Source organism: Halomonas sp. (genome assembly GCF_033549285.1).
Classification (GTDB): domain Bacteria; phylum Pseudomonadota; class Gammaproteobacteria; order Pseudomonadales; family Halomonadaceae; genus Halomonas.
In genome coordinates this window covers 1-14735 of the sequence record NZ_JAWSUJ010000029.1, presented here as the reverse complement: position 1 = coordinate 14735, position 14735 = coordinate 1, and the positions used below count along the sequence as shown (strand labels likewise).

Here is a 14735-nt window from a genome sequence, read left to right as displayed (position 1 = left end):
TTTCCCCTGGCAGCCAGGTTATCTGGCTGTCAGGCCAGATTCAGGGCGTAATGGCCCCGTCAATTTGGCCCTCGCTTCGTGTCGACAGCACCAGGTTGGCCAGCCCGAACAAGCTGAAGAGTTGCGCCTGGTTCTTGGCCAACCCCTTGTAGCGCACCTTCCGGTAGCCAAAGAGGTTCTTGATGATATGAAACGGGTGCTCGACCTTGGCGCGGATGCTGGCCTTGGCCTTCTCGATCGCCAGCAGCATCGTTTTCATTGGACTGTCGTCCATCTTCTTGATGGCGCCGCGTTTGGCGGCCACACAGCACTTGGAATCCGGGGCATCCTTCTCTTCGCCGAGGTGCTTCCACATGCCGGTGTAGCCCGCGTCGCCATATACCCGTTTGTCATCCTCCCGGACCAGAGCGCCGGCCATGGTGACATCGGCGACGTTGGCCGAGGTCGCGGCGACACTGTGAGTCAGTCCGGTGACGGCATCGACGCCGATATGGGCCTTCATCCCGAAGTACCACTGGTTGCCCTTCTTGGTCTGTTTCATCTCCGGGTCGCGCTGCTTGGCCTTGTTCTTGGTGGAAGGGGCGGCTGCCACGATGGTGGCGTCGACGATCGTGCCCTCGCGCATGAACAGCCCTTTCTCGGCCAAGTGAGCATTGATCTCCTCGAAAATTCGCTGGGTCAACGCATGCTTCTCCAGCAGATGACGGAAGCGCAGCAGCGTGGTCGCGTCCGGCACACTCTCGATGGCCAAATCGATACCCACGAAGTCGCGCATCGCCTGGCTATCATAGATGGCATCTTCAAGTGCCTCGTCGGCGAGCGCATACCACTGTTGCAGGAAGTAGATCCGCAGCATGCGCTCCAGGCCGATAGGCGGACGGCCGCGCTTGCCCGCTGAATTCGGGAAGTAAGACGGCGACAGCGCTTCAATGAGCCGTTGCCAAGGCACCAGCGCCTCCATCTGGGCCAGGAACCGCTCGCGGCGGGTTACCTTCTTCTTGTTCTGGTGCTCTGCCTGGGCGAAAGAGATCTGCTTCATCAGATGGCTCGGTCAGGTGGTGACAGGGTAGCCAGATTTTACCCCGCCGACGGCTGTCAGGCAGCTGTGGCGGGATTTATGCAGTGTTTCCTTAACGGATATTAGGACAAAAGTTGGCGAGTCGATTGATGAGTAGATGTTAAGAAATGAGAATTTCTATCGGTGGAATGTAGGTGGCCAAGTAAGCTAAGCGATTTCCGCTCCAGAGAATCGCCGACTTCAAAGTCCGCTTATGGCCGGAAAAAGACCTTCATTTCATGCTCATGGATGGCTTCTGGTCCAATGTGAAAATGTGACAATGTTAGCATGCTCGTCCATTCTTGGTATGGAGGATAAATAAGCGGTGAATCGCATTTCCCATGTTAATCAAGTTGGAGTTCTAGCGTCTGCAAGACGCTGAAAGATTTGGGCCGAAACGCGGTTCCGATGAAGTACTCTGACAAGCTTCGAGCGGCGGATTAGGATCTTCTTATACGACCTTTAAAAACATGTCGTGATGGTTTCAAGCGACTTAGGTTCCGAGGTTGGCTACTGTCACGGCCCGGTCAGGGACGAGCGCAGCCTTGGCTCGATGATAACCGTAAGTCCCCGAGCGACAAGGCCCGTCCCGGCAGCGCCGGGGCGGGCCTCCCTCTGGGGCGTCGGCCCCCACTTCAATTGGCCTCGGCTCAGTACTCGCCGAGCTCCGATTCAAGCTTGAACATCGCGGCCGAGAGCTCGCCCAGAGTCATTACGGGCTTCTCGGGAGCCTCCGCGGATGGCCAAGCTTTCAAAGCGTCTTCGTAGGCCGCCAGAAGCTCGTTGTAACTCTCATCGTCATACAGATCAGATTGCATTTCGAAAAGAGACTTTGCGGTCAACACGAAGCCGCGGCTGTCTTGGTATTCGAGCACATTGACGAACTGACCATCATCCACGGCTTCCTCGTACTCGTGCATCGCCTGCCGCAGCAGGGACAGCTGAACGCGGCTCTGGAAGGCCACATCCTCGCGTAGCTCACCGTCAACGTCCTGCATGGCGGCGTCGATGGTGCTGATGGCCGCTGAGTAGGCATCGGCATGGCCACCCCAATCGCCGCCTTCACGAACCTGTTCGACCAGGGCCTCCAGCGTACCCTCGAAATTCGCGACGCCGCGGTTTTCGAAGGCGGGCTCCAAAGGCTCGTAGTGCTCGTGGAGGGGGTGACCGAAATGCGGCTGGGCGGCGGTCTGCTCACCGGCCTGGTAGAGCTCGCGCGCGACGGCCAGGTGACCCTTCATCATGGCCAGGTTGGTGTAGTAGACGCCGGGGTTGCTGGCGTCGATGGCGTGGCCGCCTTCACCGCCTTCACCGCCTTCACCGCCTTCACCGCCTTCACCGCCTTCACCGCCTTCGCCGCCTTCGCCGCCAGCGGAAGCGTTCAGATAGGTGAAGACCGCATAGGGGTCGGCCGCGGCGCTGCCTTCACCACCTTCACCACCTTCACCGCCTTCACCACCTTCACCACCTTCACCACCTTCACCACCTTCACCACCTTCACCACCTTCACCACCTTCACCACCTTCACCGCCTTCACCGCCTTCACCGCCTTCACCGCCTTCCACAGGGGCATGGCTGGGCTCACCTCCCTCGGCGCGTTCACCGCCTTGATCGGCGTGAGCCAAGAGTAGGTTGTCGGGGCCTTGGGTGAACTCGGCTGAGACATCGGTTTCGGCCCAGCTAGCTGCGCTGGTGCTTAGAAGAACGCTGGTACCTACGCCGACCCACAGCTTGGTACGGATGTTGCTGGACATTTGGGCTTCCTTATCGATTGCGATTGCCAGGGAATACAGGCCATGCAGGGCATGGTCACGACGGCAATAGGTTGCCAAGTGAGAAAGGGTAATGCAAATGATTAAGATTTGTTTATAATCGACACGAAACCCTAACGACTGGAGCTCACACGTGATCCTCTGCATCGATCAGGCCATCCCCCCCGAGCTGCTTTCCCGCGTCAGGGCCACCCTTACGGAAACCGACTTCCGCGACGGTCGGGAGACCGCCGGCTGGCATGCTCGCACGGTTAAAAAAAACGAGCAGGCCGATGGGCGACGGCCCGAGATCGCTGAGCTCCGCCAGGAAGTCGCCAAGGCGCTCCAGGCCAACCCTCTCTTCCAGATGGCGGCTCGCCCGCGGCGTATGAAACCGTTGATGTTTAGCCGCTACCAGGAGGGCATGACCTACGGCAACCATGTCGACGATGCGATCATGACGACCCCCCAGGGCGCCATGCGCACCGACCTGTCGTTCACACTATTCATCAACGACCCGGACAGCTACGAAGGCGGCGAGTTGCTCGTCGATTCGACCGCTGGTGAGCAGACCTACAAGCTACCGGCAGGGGCACTGATCCTGTATCCCTCCTCGACGCTGCATCGGGTCGAGCCAGTCACTCGGGGCGACCGTCTAGCCGTGGTGGGCTGGGCCCAAAGCCAGGTCCGAGACCCTCAACAGCGTGAAATCCTCTTCGATCTGGATACCACCCGCCGACAGGAATTCGATGCCAACGGTAAGACTCGCACCTTCGACATACTGTCGAAGAGCTTGGCGAACCTAATAAGAATGTGGGCGGAGGTCTGACGGTCACTGGTAAAGATTTGATGGCCGCCGCTCTAGGAGGACCTGAAGTGACTTTTTTATGTAAAGATATTCCGTAAATTTTCTAATGTTCAACACAGTTGTGCCTGCGCAGCATTGGCACATTGCCTCTGGCCAAGAGGCGCTTCCCTGAACTGTGCATGTCATAGCCTGACCCTGGTGTTGCCTTGTCCCCGGCACCAGGGGCTTTCTTTCTTCCGCTCCTACTGGCCATGACGCCATGTAAAAGAACGTCTGCCCATGACAGCTTGTTATTGACCGATTGTTCAACCATGCTGCTTCGAGACCCGATAATAGAGCCATAACAATGCTTGGTCCTCAGCCCCCCTCCTCACTGCCCTCCAGGGCGGCAGTGGTGCCCTTGGTTGCCGAAAACTGCCTGGCTGCACTCTATCGCTACCAGCTGAGCCACCGCTCGCGTCAGGTTGAGCTGTTCCACAAGGTGGCAGACTGCGGTGTCTGGGAGGTCAGCCTGCGCAACGGGCGGGTATGGTGCTCCCAGGGCCTCAAGCTGGCGTTGGGCTACCCCGAGACCTATCCGCGGGTGCCACTGAGGCGCTTAGCGGCTCGCCTGCATCCCGAAGATCGCGCGGCGATTTGGACACACTTGCGCGCGGCGCGTCGTGCCCCCGAGAAGGTACAGTTTCGCCTCGATGCCCGTGTGCGTCTCACCAAGGATGCATGGTCCTGGCACGAGATCATCGCTGAGATGCAGCATAACGAGCAGGGTGAGCCGGTGGCCCTGGCCGGGGTGCTGGTCGACATCAGTCGGCGCAAGCATGAGGAGGAGCTGGCACAGGCCGCCTCCGAGCGGGATGCGTTGACCGGCGCGCTCAATCGACGCGGCCTGGATCGGCAGATGGCCGCGTGCCCCACCGTCTCGACTCGGCACCTGATCCTGTTCGACATCGATCACTTCAAGCAGATCAACGACACCCACGGTCATCTGGTCGGGGATGCCTTGCTCTTACAGCTGGTAGATCGCCTGCAACATGAGCTGCGCCCCGAAGATTGCCTGGTGCGCCTGGGCGGCGAGGAGTTCGCCGTTCTCGCGACCGGCATGCAGGATGACCAGGCCGTGGCATTGGCTGAGCGCCTGCGCCACCGCGTAGCAGACGCCCCGTTCTGTGTGGAGGTCCCGGGGCTAGGCGCACCGGTGTCGGTGGCTATGTCGATCAGTCTTGGGGTGGCCCGCCAGGCTTGTGATGACGCTGAGCCCCTCGGCCAGCTGATGGCAGAGGCGGACCAGGCGCTCTACGCCGCGAAGTATGCAGGACGCAATACGGTTGTCGCCTGCGATACTTCTGACTGCCGTTAAACGCAGCAGATGGCTGAGGCGATGGGACGGCTTCGCGGAAGGGGACTTCCTAACGCTATCCAATGCATGATGTGAAAGTGCGAATGCCCAGCCGCCGCCGATGGTGGCGCCCCTTCGGAACACGCCGCGGCCTCCTAGGCTCACGGGTGGCGTTCTTCCCGGATAGAACGTTATAGACATTGATCGAATAAAAAAATTTCCATAAAGAACTTTTTAGAATAATTTGCCGGCGTCAGAATGGAGGCTCTGTTGTCCTTCGGATGCCTGTCATGCCCTTGGAAGCGTGGATTTCTCTCGTCGTCGTCCTCGCGGTGTTCCCGCTGATGGCCCTCAGCCGGTTGGGGCCGGATGTCATCTTGCTGGGTGCCGTGGTGGTGCTGCTGACACTGGGTATCATCGAGCCTGCCCAGGCCCTGGGGGGCTTCGCGAGCCCCGGGCTCTTCACCGTGGCCTTCTTGTATGTGCTGGTCACGGCCATCCGCCAGACCGGCGGCATCGACCTGATCATCCGTCATGTGCTGGGGCGTCCCGCCACCGAGCGTGGCGCCCTGGTCCGCCTGGTGCTGTCGGTGGTGGCGCTGAGCGGCTTTCTCAACAATACCCCGGTGGTGGCCACCTACATCCCGGCAGTGCTGGGCTGGAGCCGACGCCTGGGCCTTGCCCCCCAGCGGCTGCTGATGCCACTCAGCTTCGCCTCCATCCTCGGCGGCACCATCACGCTGATGGGGACCAGCACCAACCTGGTGGTGCATGGCCTGCTGGTGGAGCGTGCCCCCGAGCTGGCCCTGGGCCTCCTCGATATCGCCTGGATCGGGGTGCCGGTAGCCCTGGTGGGGCTTGCCTATCTCGTGGTGCTGGGACCGCGGCTGCTGCCGGTGCGCCGCGGCCCCGCCGAGGCATTCGACAATCCCCGGGAGTTCACCATCGAGATGGAGGTGGACCCTGCCGGTCCGCTGGTGGATCGCACCGTCGAGGAGGCCGGCCTTCGCCACCTCCAGGCGCTATTCCTGGTCGAGATCGAGCGTGCCGGCAACGTGGTCAGCGTGGTGGGGCCTGGGGAGCGTCTAAAGGGCGGCGACCGGCTGGTGTTCGCTGGCACCCGCGAGGGGGCGGTGGAGCTGCAGCAGGTTCGCGGACTGGTTCCCTCTCGCCATGGGGAATCAAGCCTGGAAAAGGCGTACAGCGAACGTCGCCTGGTCGAGGCGGTAGTGTCAGGAGAGTGCCAGTTCGTGGGGCAACGTCTCCGCGATGGCCATTTCCGTACCCTCTATGGCGCTGCTGTGCTGGCGGTGTGCCGGGGCGGCGAGCGGGTGGCGGGCAACCTCGGGCAGGTTCGGCTGCAGCCGGCCGACGTGTTGCTGCTGGAGGCCCGCCCGCCCTTCATCGAGCGCCACCGCCAGTCTCGGGACTTCCTGCTGATCAGCCAACTCAATGGGGATGCGCGTCCGGTTCATGAAAAGGCCTGGCTGGCCTGGAGCATCCTGGCCGGCGTGGTGGCCCTGGCAAGCCTTGGGATGTTGAGCGTGATGAATGCGGCCATGCTGGGTGCCGCGCTGGTCCTGCTGACCGGCTGTTGCTCGGTGGAGGCGGCCAAGCGCGGTCTGGACACCCAGGTGCTGCTGACGATCGGCGCCTCCTTCGGCCTGGGCGCGGCGCTGGAGAGTTCGGGAGCCGCCGGGGTCCTTGCCGAGCATGCCCTGGGCCTGGCCGCCGGGGACCCGCTGCTGCTGCTGATCGGGGTCTACCTGCTGGTGGCGCTGTTGACCGAGCTGGTCACCAATAATGCCGCGGCGGTGATCACCTTTCCGTTGGTGATGGCCGGCGCCGAGAGCCTCGGCGTCAATCCGATGCCTTTCGTGGTGGCGGTGATGTTCGCCGCCTCGGCAAGCTTCCTGACGCCGATCGGCTACCAGACCAACCTGATGGTGCACGGGCCTGGTGGCTACCGGCTCGTGGACTTCCTGCGCCTGGGGGGCGGTCTCAACCTGCTCACGGCGGTGGTGGCGCTCACGCTGATCCCGCTCATCTGGCCTTTCTGAGTGGCGCGACGGGGTCAGGGTTTGCTGGCCCCGGCGAGTTGCTCTCCACTCCCACAAGTCTTTCCGAGGAGCCGGGTAGGGCGAGTGAGGGACAGGGTATGAGTCCTGTGGGGGGGGGTATCTCTGGTAGCATCAGGGGTTGCGCCATTTCAGGCCGGTGCCGACCCCTGGCGCGGCCACCTTGTCCCGACTCCCGGAGGCGATACGCCATGAGCCATGCCACCTTCCTTCAGCAAGGGACCATCCACTGCTTCCCCGCCGGACTTCGCGACGCGCGTGGCCATCTGGTCAATGCCGAGGTGTCCGCGGTGCTCTTCGACGGCGAGCGGCTGATACTGGCCAGCGACAAGCCCATCCCCGGCGAGGCGCGCTCGGCGGTGTTTGCCGTGCCGATGACGCCCCAGGGGCCCGACGACAGTCGGCTCGAGTACTTCACCACCCCGCTGATCAAGCAGGCGGTCAAGTACGAGGACCTGGCCCTCACCGCCGATGGCCGCCACGTGCTGGCCACCACGGGGTTCGATCGTATCGACGCGGAGAGCCACGCCCTCAACGACTACAACCACCTGCTGATCTGGCCGCTGGGCGAGCCGGAGCGGGTGCAGGTGGTGGACCCGGACCCGCGGGATGGCGTGGAGGGCTCGCTGGAGCTGCGAAGCAAGCTCGATCATGCTATCGGCTTTCCCTACTACAAGATCGAGGGGCTCGCCGCCATCCCCGGGGAGCGGGGCGACGGCCTGCTGCTGTTCGGGGTGCGTGAGCAGGGGCGTGCCCACGATGACTTCGCCTATGTGAGCCGGGTCGTGGGGGCCCACTACGAGATCAGCGAGGGCGGCAACCTGGTGTTCATCGACCAGCTCCGCGAACTCTATGCCTTCGAGCCTGGTGATGACCCCGCGGTGCGCTATGACTGTGGCCTCTCAAGCCTGGAGTACGACCCCTACCACGCACGCCTCTACCTGCTGAATAGCTACGAGGTCGAGGCGAATGGCGAGGAGCATATTGGTGGCTACCTGTGGGAGGTCGGCCTGGAGGACTTCCGTGCCGGGCGTCGCCCGACGCTTGTGACCACGCCGGTGGGTCTACCGCTGGAGTTCGAGCACAAGGCGGAAGGGCTCGCGGTGCTGGATCACGACCGACTCTTCGTGGCCTACGACAACGACCGCAACTATGCCCTCGGCAGCATCGACGAACGCGACGAGCGGCACGCCTGCGAGGCACCCTATAGCCTGCTTAATGTTTCCTGACTGCGGTGGTAAGGCGTTTTTCTGGGTTTGACGAAAAGTGCCTTGAACCCCCCAATCAGCGATCCGATCCAGTATCGACGTCACTGTCGACCGTTCCGATAGGTGTTGGGGCACCTTCGCTGTTTTCCGGCAACCAGGCGGGGCCATGCTCACTCAGTTCCGACCGCACGAGGCGTTTGAGCAGACGGCCCCGGTAGCACAGCATGTGCCACTCGGCGCCCAGTCGGCTGCGTATCCGGTCCCATCCGCCATCGTCGGCGTGGGTTAAGGGGCCACCTTGAGCAATGACCTGCCGATACACGGCAAGACACCGCTCGGCACAACGGGCTTCATCATAGGTCGCGGCCGTCACCAGTGCAGACTCGCAAAGAGGAAGACGGCGCCGGGGTTCCTGCAGGCTCACCAGGGCATCGACCATCTCCTCGACATCGTCACTGTTAAGCAGACGACCGTTGTCGCCATCAATCACCACCTCGCGGATGCCGGGGGCCGACACCGCCACGACCGGCAGGCCGGCGGCCATGGCTTCGGCCACCACCATCCCCTGGGTCTCGCTGTGGGAAGCAAAGGCAAAGACATCCATGGTGTGGTAGGCGTCGATCAGTCCCTGGCCCTGCAGTCGACCGGTGAAGTGCAGGCGGTCGGAAACGCCCCGTGAGTGAGCAATGTCGACCATGCTGGATTGAGCCGCACCTTCACCCACCACGAGGAAATGAGCCGTCGGGCAAGCCTGGAGGGCTTGGCTAACCGCCTCTGCAAGAAAAGCCAGATTCTTCTCGTGAGCCAGGCGACCTACGTGCCCAATCACGTAGGCCTGTTGAGGGATCCCGAGACGCTCACGCCAGTAGCACCGATTCCCCTGGGCAAACCGTGACGTTGCGACGCCACTGGGCACCACGCTGATGGCTGGGTTGCCCTCGCGTTCGAGAAGCAGCTGAAGAATGCTCTCGCTGGGGACGATCACGGCATCGCACAGCCAGGTGTACTGCGTCGCCAGGGAGGTAGCGAAGCGCTGCATCCGTGGCGAGTCCCCTGGCACATAGTGGGTGTAATGTTCGTAGAGGGTGTGGTGCGTGAATACCAACGGCAGTCCATAGGTCTCGGCTGCGCGACAGGCTGTATCGCCCAGCAGGAAGGGGTGATGGGAATGCACGATATCGGGCTCGAAGGCCTCGATGGCGTCATACAGCTGCCCGGGAATCGGCACCGGCAAGGAAAAGTCGCTGCCATTGAAGTTCTGAACGGCGGCGACTCGGATCACGCCCTCTTCCTCTTCCGGTTGTCCCTCCAGTTTTGGCGCTACCAGCAACACCCTGTGCCCTTGCCCCTGCAACTGTCGCTTTAGGCGCTGCACTGACTCGCTGACGCCACCGACAATCGGCAGGAAAGTGTTGGTGAACATCAGGATATTCACATGGGTGCTCCAGGGTGGGTCTGCGGCGCTATTCTGACGGCCTCACTCAGGATCCTCCAGTCCTGCCTTGATACCAACTTATCGGGATCCGGAACTTCACTGTAGTGACCTGGTCAGGGAGGGGCTTGGCACAAGGCCCTAAGCCGCAGGGCGGCATACCGTTCTATAGCAAGGAGTAGCCTAGATATGAAATATTTAAAATCAGCATGTTATGCAACGATCTTGGTTGTCGCCGGAGGGCTGGCCAGCGCCGCCATGGGCGCAGACGCGGCGACCTATGGCTGGGTGGAGACCGCCACCGTCGAACCCTGGGGGGCCGAGGTCAAGGTAAAACTGGACACCGGTGCGCTCACTTCCTCGATGCAAGCCGAAGAGATCGAGACATTCGAACGTGACGGCGAGGAGTGGGTGCGCTTCACCGTCGAAGTCGAGGATGAGGACACGGATGAGGTAGTATCACGCACCTTCGAACGTGAGGTATTTCGTAACCTGTTGGTCAGTGGCGCCGGTGGGGAGGATCGTCGCCCCGTGGTACTGATGACGATCTGCATGGGCCAGACCCTCCATGAGGAGCAGTTCAGCCTGGAGGATCGCGATGACATGAACTATCCCGTGCTGCTCGGGCGTCGCACTATCCAGAGCCTGGGGGAGGTCGATGTCACGCGCACCTTCGTGCATGACCCCGACTGTGATGAGAATAGCCAACTGATTCGCCACGCCGACCATGATTACGACGAAGACATCGGCATCTGACGGGACGCTGTCATGCCACTCGCGACCATTGAGGAGACGCTGTGCTGTTACCAATTCTGGCCATCATCCTGGGGATCGTGCTGCTCCTGTGGAGTGCCGACCGCTTCGTCGAGGGTGCCGCGGCTGTGGCCGGACATCTCGGACTGCCATCTCTGGTAATTGGCATGGTGATCGTCGGGTTCGGCACCTCGGCACCGGAGATCGTGGTATCCATTATGGCGGCCCTGGATGGCAACCCCGACCTGGCCCTCGGCAATGCGCTAGGATCCAACATCTACAACATTGGCCTGATCATCGGAGTGACGGCACTGATCGTGCCGATCGCCGTCCACTCGACGATCATTCGCCGTGAACTGCCGCTGCTGTTGCTGTTTGGGGCCGTGGCCGGGGCACTCTTCTGGAACGGACAGCTCAGCCGACTGGAATCCTTGCTACTGCTGCTCGGGTTCTTCGGTCTCATGGGCTGGACGATCTGGACGGCACTGCGTGACAAGGATGACCCGCTGGCCGCGGAGACCGAGCAGGAGCTCGCCTCACATGCCATGACGCTCGGCCGGGCCATCGTCTGGCTGGTGGTCGGTCTGACACTGCTACTGGTGAGCTCGCGGATGCTGGTGTGGGGGGCCGTCTCCGTGGCGAGTGCCTTGGGCGTGAGCGACCTGATCATCGGCCTGACCATCGTGGCCCTCGGTACCTCCCTGCCCGAGCTGGCGTCATCGATCGCCGCGGTACGCAAGGGAGAACACGATATCGCCATGGGCAACGTCGTGGGTTCCTGTATGTTCAACCTGCTGGCGGTGGTAGGCATTGCCGGTGTCATCGCGCCGATGGATGCCCTTTCAGTAGATATCATGCTGCGTGACTGGCCGGTGATGATGGCCATGGTCGTGAGCCTGTTCGTCATGGGCTATGGGTTCCGCGGCGAGGGGCGCATCAATCGCATCGAGGCCAGCGCCCTGCTGCTGGGCCTGGTGGTCTACAACGGCTGGCTGGTCAATGCCGTGCTGACGGCCTGAGCGAACCCGTCGCAGGCCAGGGTTGGTTTCGGGTAAGGAACTTTGCCACGTGGTCGCTGTATCAAGGGCGCTGTCATGTTTCATGCACTCGAAAGACAGGAGCCCATCGTGATACCCAAGCGCCATTCGCTCTCCTGGCTGATGAGCCTGGCCCTGCTGTTGCTTGTGGCAACGCCAGCCCTTGCCGAGTCACGACTGCCGGATTTCACGGAGCTGGTCGACAAGGCCGCGCCGGCCGTGGTCAACATTTCCACCTCCCGCGATGTCGAAAGGTCCATGACGTCCTCTCGGCAATTTGGTGGGCAGGAGGTGCCGGAGATCTTCCGCCACTTCTTCGGCGACCGCATCCCGATGCCACCTGATGGCGCACCCAACCGAGGTGATACGCCACGCCGGTCATTGGGGTCCGGCTTCATCTTCGATGAAGACGGCTACATCATGACCAACGCCCACGTGGTCAAGGAGGCCGACGAGATCCTGGTGCGCCTCAACGACCGCCGTGAGCTCGAGGCGGAGCTGGTCGGTGCCGATGAAAAGACCGACGTGGCGGTCCTCAAGGTCGAGGCGGACAATCTTCCTACCCTCGAGCTCGGTGAATCCACCGACCTCAAGGTCGGCCAGTGGGTCGCCGCCATCGGCTCCCCCTTCGGCTTCGATCACTCTGTGACGTCCGGGATCATCAGCGCCATCAACCGCACGCTGCCCCAGGACGTCTACGTCCCCTTCATCCAGACCGACGTGGCGATCAACCCGGGCAACTCGGGCGGGCCGCTCTTCAACCTGGATGGCGAGGTCGTGGGCATCAACTCCCAGATCCTGACTCGTAGCGGCGGCTACATGGGCCTTTCCTTCGCCATCCCCATCGACGTGGCACTGGATGTCGCCAACCAGCTTCGCGAAGAGGGTTACGTGAGCCGCGGCTGGCTCGGCGTCAGCATCCAGCCGGTGTCCAAGGACCTCGCGGAATCCTTCGGCATGGAGCAGGCCGAGGGTGCCCTGGTCGCCGAACTCGACCCCAGCGGCCCCGCGGCGGACAGTGGCCTTCAGGCAGGAGACGTCATCCTCGAAGTGAACGGCCAGGAAGTGGACCGCTCCACGACCTTGCCGCGCCTGATCGGTGAGACTGCGCCTGGCGAAGACGTTGAGCTCTCTGTGTTGCGCGATGGCCAGCTCGAGACCATCACGGTGGAAGTTGGCGAGTGGCCGAATGCCGGCCCCGAGCAATCCGATGGCGACTCGGTTCGACTCGGCATCGCGGTCCAGCCATTAACCGAGATGGAGAAGCGCCGGCTCGGTATCGAGCATGGGGTGCGCATCGCCAAGGTCGACCCGGCTGGCCACGCCGCTGCTGCCGGCATCCGCCCCGGTGATGTGCTGGTCAGGCTAGGCCAGCAGCCGGTAGAGGGTCCGCAACAGCTGAAGGAGATGCTGACCAGCCTCCCGGACGATCAGGCGGTGCCTGTCCTGCTCAACCGTGACGGTCGCGCCTATTTCGTGGCCCTGCGATTAGGCAATGGTGACTGACCACGACTGAGCAAGGCTTGTACATCAGCAGAGCAACGCCCCGGCGGCCCTACCCGCCGGGGCGTTTCGTCGTGCGCCAGGCATGTCGCGTAGCGGCTGACTGGCCCTGTTCCCGAGGGGGGTGCCTCGGGATGACTTGGGGTGAAAGTCGGCGCTTCGTCGTTAGGTGTGGAATTCGCCTCTGAACTAGGCCAAAGGAATAGTTCAGCGCTCCCTTAGGTGACGCGGTGGGATACGTTCACCAGGGCGCGATTGTGGATAAGTCTTCCCCTTTTCATTCACCACCGAGCCAGGCAAGCTTGAGTCCTTTCGTTCTCGAAGGAGTGTCGCACAGCGGGAGAGGACCATGCCTGAGGTGCTGATCTGGGCGTTGGTGGCGATGGTGGCCACGGCGATCGTGTGGCGCGGCAGCGGCTTGCTGGAGCGAGCCAGCGAGCGCCTGGCGGCCTATTACCGGCTGCCCGACATCGTCCAGGGGGCGATCGTGGTAGCGGTGGGATCAAGCTTTCCCGAACTCTCGACCACGGTGATCTCGACCCTGCTCCACGGCGAGTTCGAGCTCGGCGTGGCCGCCATTGTCGGGTCGGCGCTGTTCAACATACTAGTGATTCCCGCTCTGGCGGGGTTGGCAAGCCGCGAGCCGCTTCAGGCCAACCGAGACCTTGTCTACAAGGAAGCGCAGTTCTACATGATCGCGGTGGCGGTACTTACCTTGACCTTCTCCTTCGCCGTCATCTATCAGCCGCTTCCCGGCACCGAAGGTGCCATTCGCGGCGAGTTGACGCGCCCCCTGGCGCTGATGCCGGTGGCTCTCTACGGGCTCTACCTTTTCGTCCAGTATCAGGACACCCTCGACTACGAGGCGGATGAGGACATCCGCGACATACGCCCAGGCCGGGAGTGGGGCCTGCTGGCACTCTCGCTGGTGGTGATCGTGATCGGCGTGGAGGGGCTGGTACGGGCCGCCATCAACTTCGGTGACATCTTCGGCACCCCGAGCTTCCTGTGGGGCATCACCGTGGTCGCGGCCGGGACCTCGATTCCGGATGCCTTCGTGTCGATCCGCGCTGCCCGCCATGGCCGTGGGGTCACCAGTATTGCCAACGTGCTCGGCAGCAACACTTTCGATCTGCTGGTGTGCATTCCCGCCGGGGTCCTGATCGCCGGCACCGCCGTCATCAACTTCTCCATCGCCGCACCCATGATGGCGGTGCTCACCGCAGCCACCGTGGTGCTGTTTCTGATGATGCGCACGCAGATGATCCTCTCCCGGGGAGAGTGTGTCGCCCTGCTGGTGATCTACGTGGCTTTTCTTGTCTGGATCGGCACAGAGACTTTCGGGGTGCTCGACTGGGTGCCCAGTCTCCCCCCGGCGCCCGAGGGGGGCTAAATGCTCACAGATAACCTGTGGCAGCATGTGATAATGGCCAAGTACGTGCCTAGCCCGAAAATTGCACCAGACATGCAAAAAGCGGCTGAAAATCGGTTATAATTCAAGCTACTACACAAGAATCAACCGCATCAGCCGCCATGACAAAATGTACCACGCCGACCGCCTCCTTTCCACGCTGTAAAGGCCGCCAGGTCACCGCCGGTTTCGACGGGGGCGAGATCACCTCCGATGGCGGCGCCCTGCTGCTTCGCCAGCTCGATCGCGAGATGGGGCTGACCCGTACCATCGCGCGCCGCCTTGATGATGCTCGGGCCGCTCGCCGTTGCCAGCACCGCGCCGAGACCATGCTCCGGCAGCGCGTCTTTGGCCTGGCGCT

Annotated in this window: 13 protein-coding genes; 10 read left to right on the top strand and 3 right to left on the bottom strand. The window is 62.3% G+C overall.

Translation table 11 applies throughout. The features are described from left to right. Positions 1-40: 40 nt before the first annotated feature. Positions 41-1039, bottom strand: coding sequence for an IS5 family transposase (locus tag SCI24_RS08590; protein WP_318725006.1), 999 nt, complete (start codon positions 1037-1039; stop codon positions 41-43). 668 nt (positions 1040-1707) lie between these two features. Then, positions 1708-2301 carry a hypothetical protein gene (locus SCI24_RS08585; protein WP_318725005.1) on the bottom strand — a complete coding sequence of 198 codons (594 nt, stop codon included), beginning with the start codon at positions 2299-2301 and terminating at the stop codon, positions 1708-1710. Between SCI24_RS08585 and SCI24_RS08580 the strand changes: the two genes are divergently transcribed. The 5 genes from SCI24_RS08580 (at position 2287) to SCI24_RS08560 (ending at position 8259) form a co-directional block, all read left to right on the top strand. Further along, on the top strand, positions 2287-2688 hold the full coding sequence (locus SCI24_RS08580; RefSeq protein WP_318725004.1) for a hypothetical protein: 402 nt from the start codon (positions 2287-2289) through the stop codon (positions 2686-2688). The two genes, SCI24_RS08585 and SCI24_RS08580, sit on opposite strands and share 15 nt — an antisense overlap. Before the next feature lie 274 nt (positions 2689-2962). After that, entirely contained in the window at positions 2963-3637 is a 675-nt protein-coding gene (locus SCI24_RS08575; RefSeq protein WP_318725003.1) for a Fe2+-dependent dioxygenase, read from the top strand. A 373-nt stretch (positions 3638-4010) separates the two neighbouring features. Further along, complete coding sequence (locus SCI24_RS08570; protein ID WP_318725002.1) at positions 4011-4973, top strand: sensor domain-containing diguanylate cyclase; 963 nt, start codon at positions 4011-4013, stop codon at positions 4971-4973. Between the two features lie 269 nt (positions 4974-5242). After that, complete coding sequence (locus SCI24_RS08565) at positions 5243-7012, top strand: SLC13 family permease (protein WP_318725001.1); 1770 nt, start codon at positions 5243-5245, stop codon at positions 7010-7012. Between the two features lie 209 nt (positions 7013-7221). Beyond that, positions 7222-8259, top strand: a complete 1038-nt coding sequence (locus SCI24_RS08560; protein ID WP_318725000.1) for a hypothetical protein — start codon at positions 7222-7224, stop codon at positions 8257-8259. A 55-nt stretch (positions 8260-8314) separates the two neighbouring features. On the opposite strand, the gene SCI24_RS08555 is transcribed toward SCI24_RS08560, so the two are convergent. Further along, positions 8315-9673 carry a glycosyltransferase gene (locus SCI24_RS08555; RefSeq protein ID WP_318724999.1) on the bottom strand — a complete coding sequence of 453 codons (1359 nt, stop codon included), beginning with the start codon at positions 9671-9673 and terminating at the stop codon, positions 8315-8317. 186 nt (positions 9674-9859) lie between these two features. Here SCI24_RS08555 and SCI24_RS08550 point away from each other — a divergent pair, with 186 nt between their 5' ends. The 5 genes from SCI24_RS08550 to SCI24_RS08530 all read left to right on the top strand — a co-directional run. After that, positions 9860-10426, top strand: a complete 567-nt coding sequence (locus SCI24_RS08550; RefSeq protein WP_106232398.1) for an ATP-dependent zinc protease — start codon at positions 9860-9862, stop codon at positions 10424-10426. A gap of 41 nt (positions 10427-10467) precedes the next feature. After that, positions 10468-11442, top strand: coding sequence for a calcium/sodium antiporter (locus SCI24_RS08545; RefSeq protein ID WP_318724998.1), 975 nt, complete (start codon positions 10468-10470; stop codon positions 11440-11442). A 141-nt stretch (positions 11443-11583) separates the two neighbouring features. Beyond that, entirely contained in the window at positions 11584-12966 is a 1383-nt protein-coding gene (locus tag SCI24_RS08540) for a DegQ family serine endoprotease (RefSeq protein WP_318725030.1), read from the top strand. Positions 12967-13312: 346 nt separating this feature from the next. Beyond that, positions 13313-14356 carry a sodium:calcium antiporter gene (locus SCI24_RS08535; protein WP_318724997.1) on the top strand — a complete coding sequence of 348 codons (1044 nt, stop codon included), beginning with the start codon at positions 13313-13315 and terminating at the stop codon, positions 14354-14356. A gap of 140 nt (positions 14357-14496) precedes the next feature. Continuing rightward, positions 14497-14735 (top strand): transposase (locus SCI24_RS08530; protein WP_318724996.1); only part of this gene is annotated, 239 nt, incomplete at its 3' end.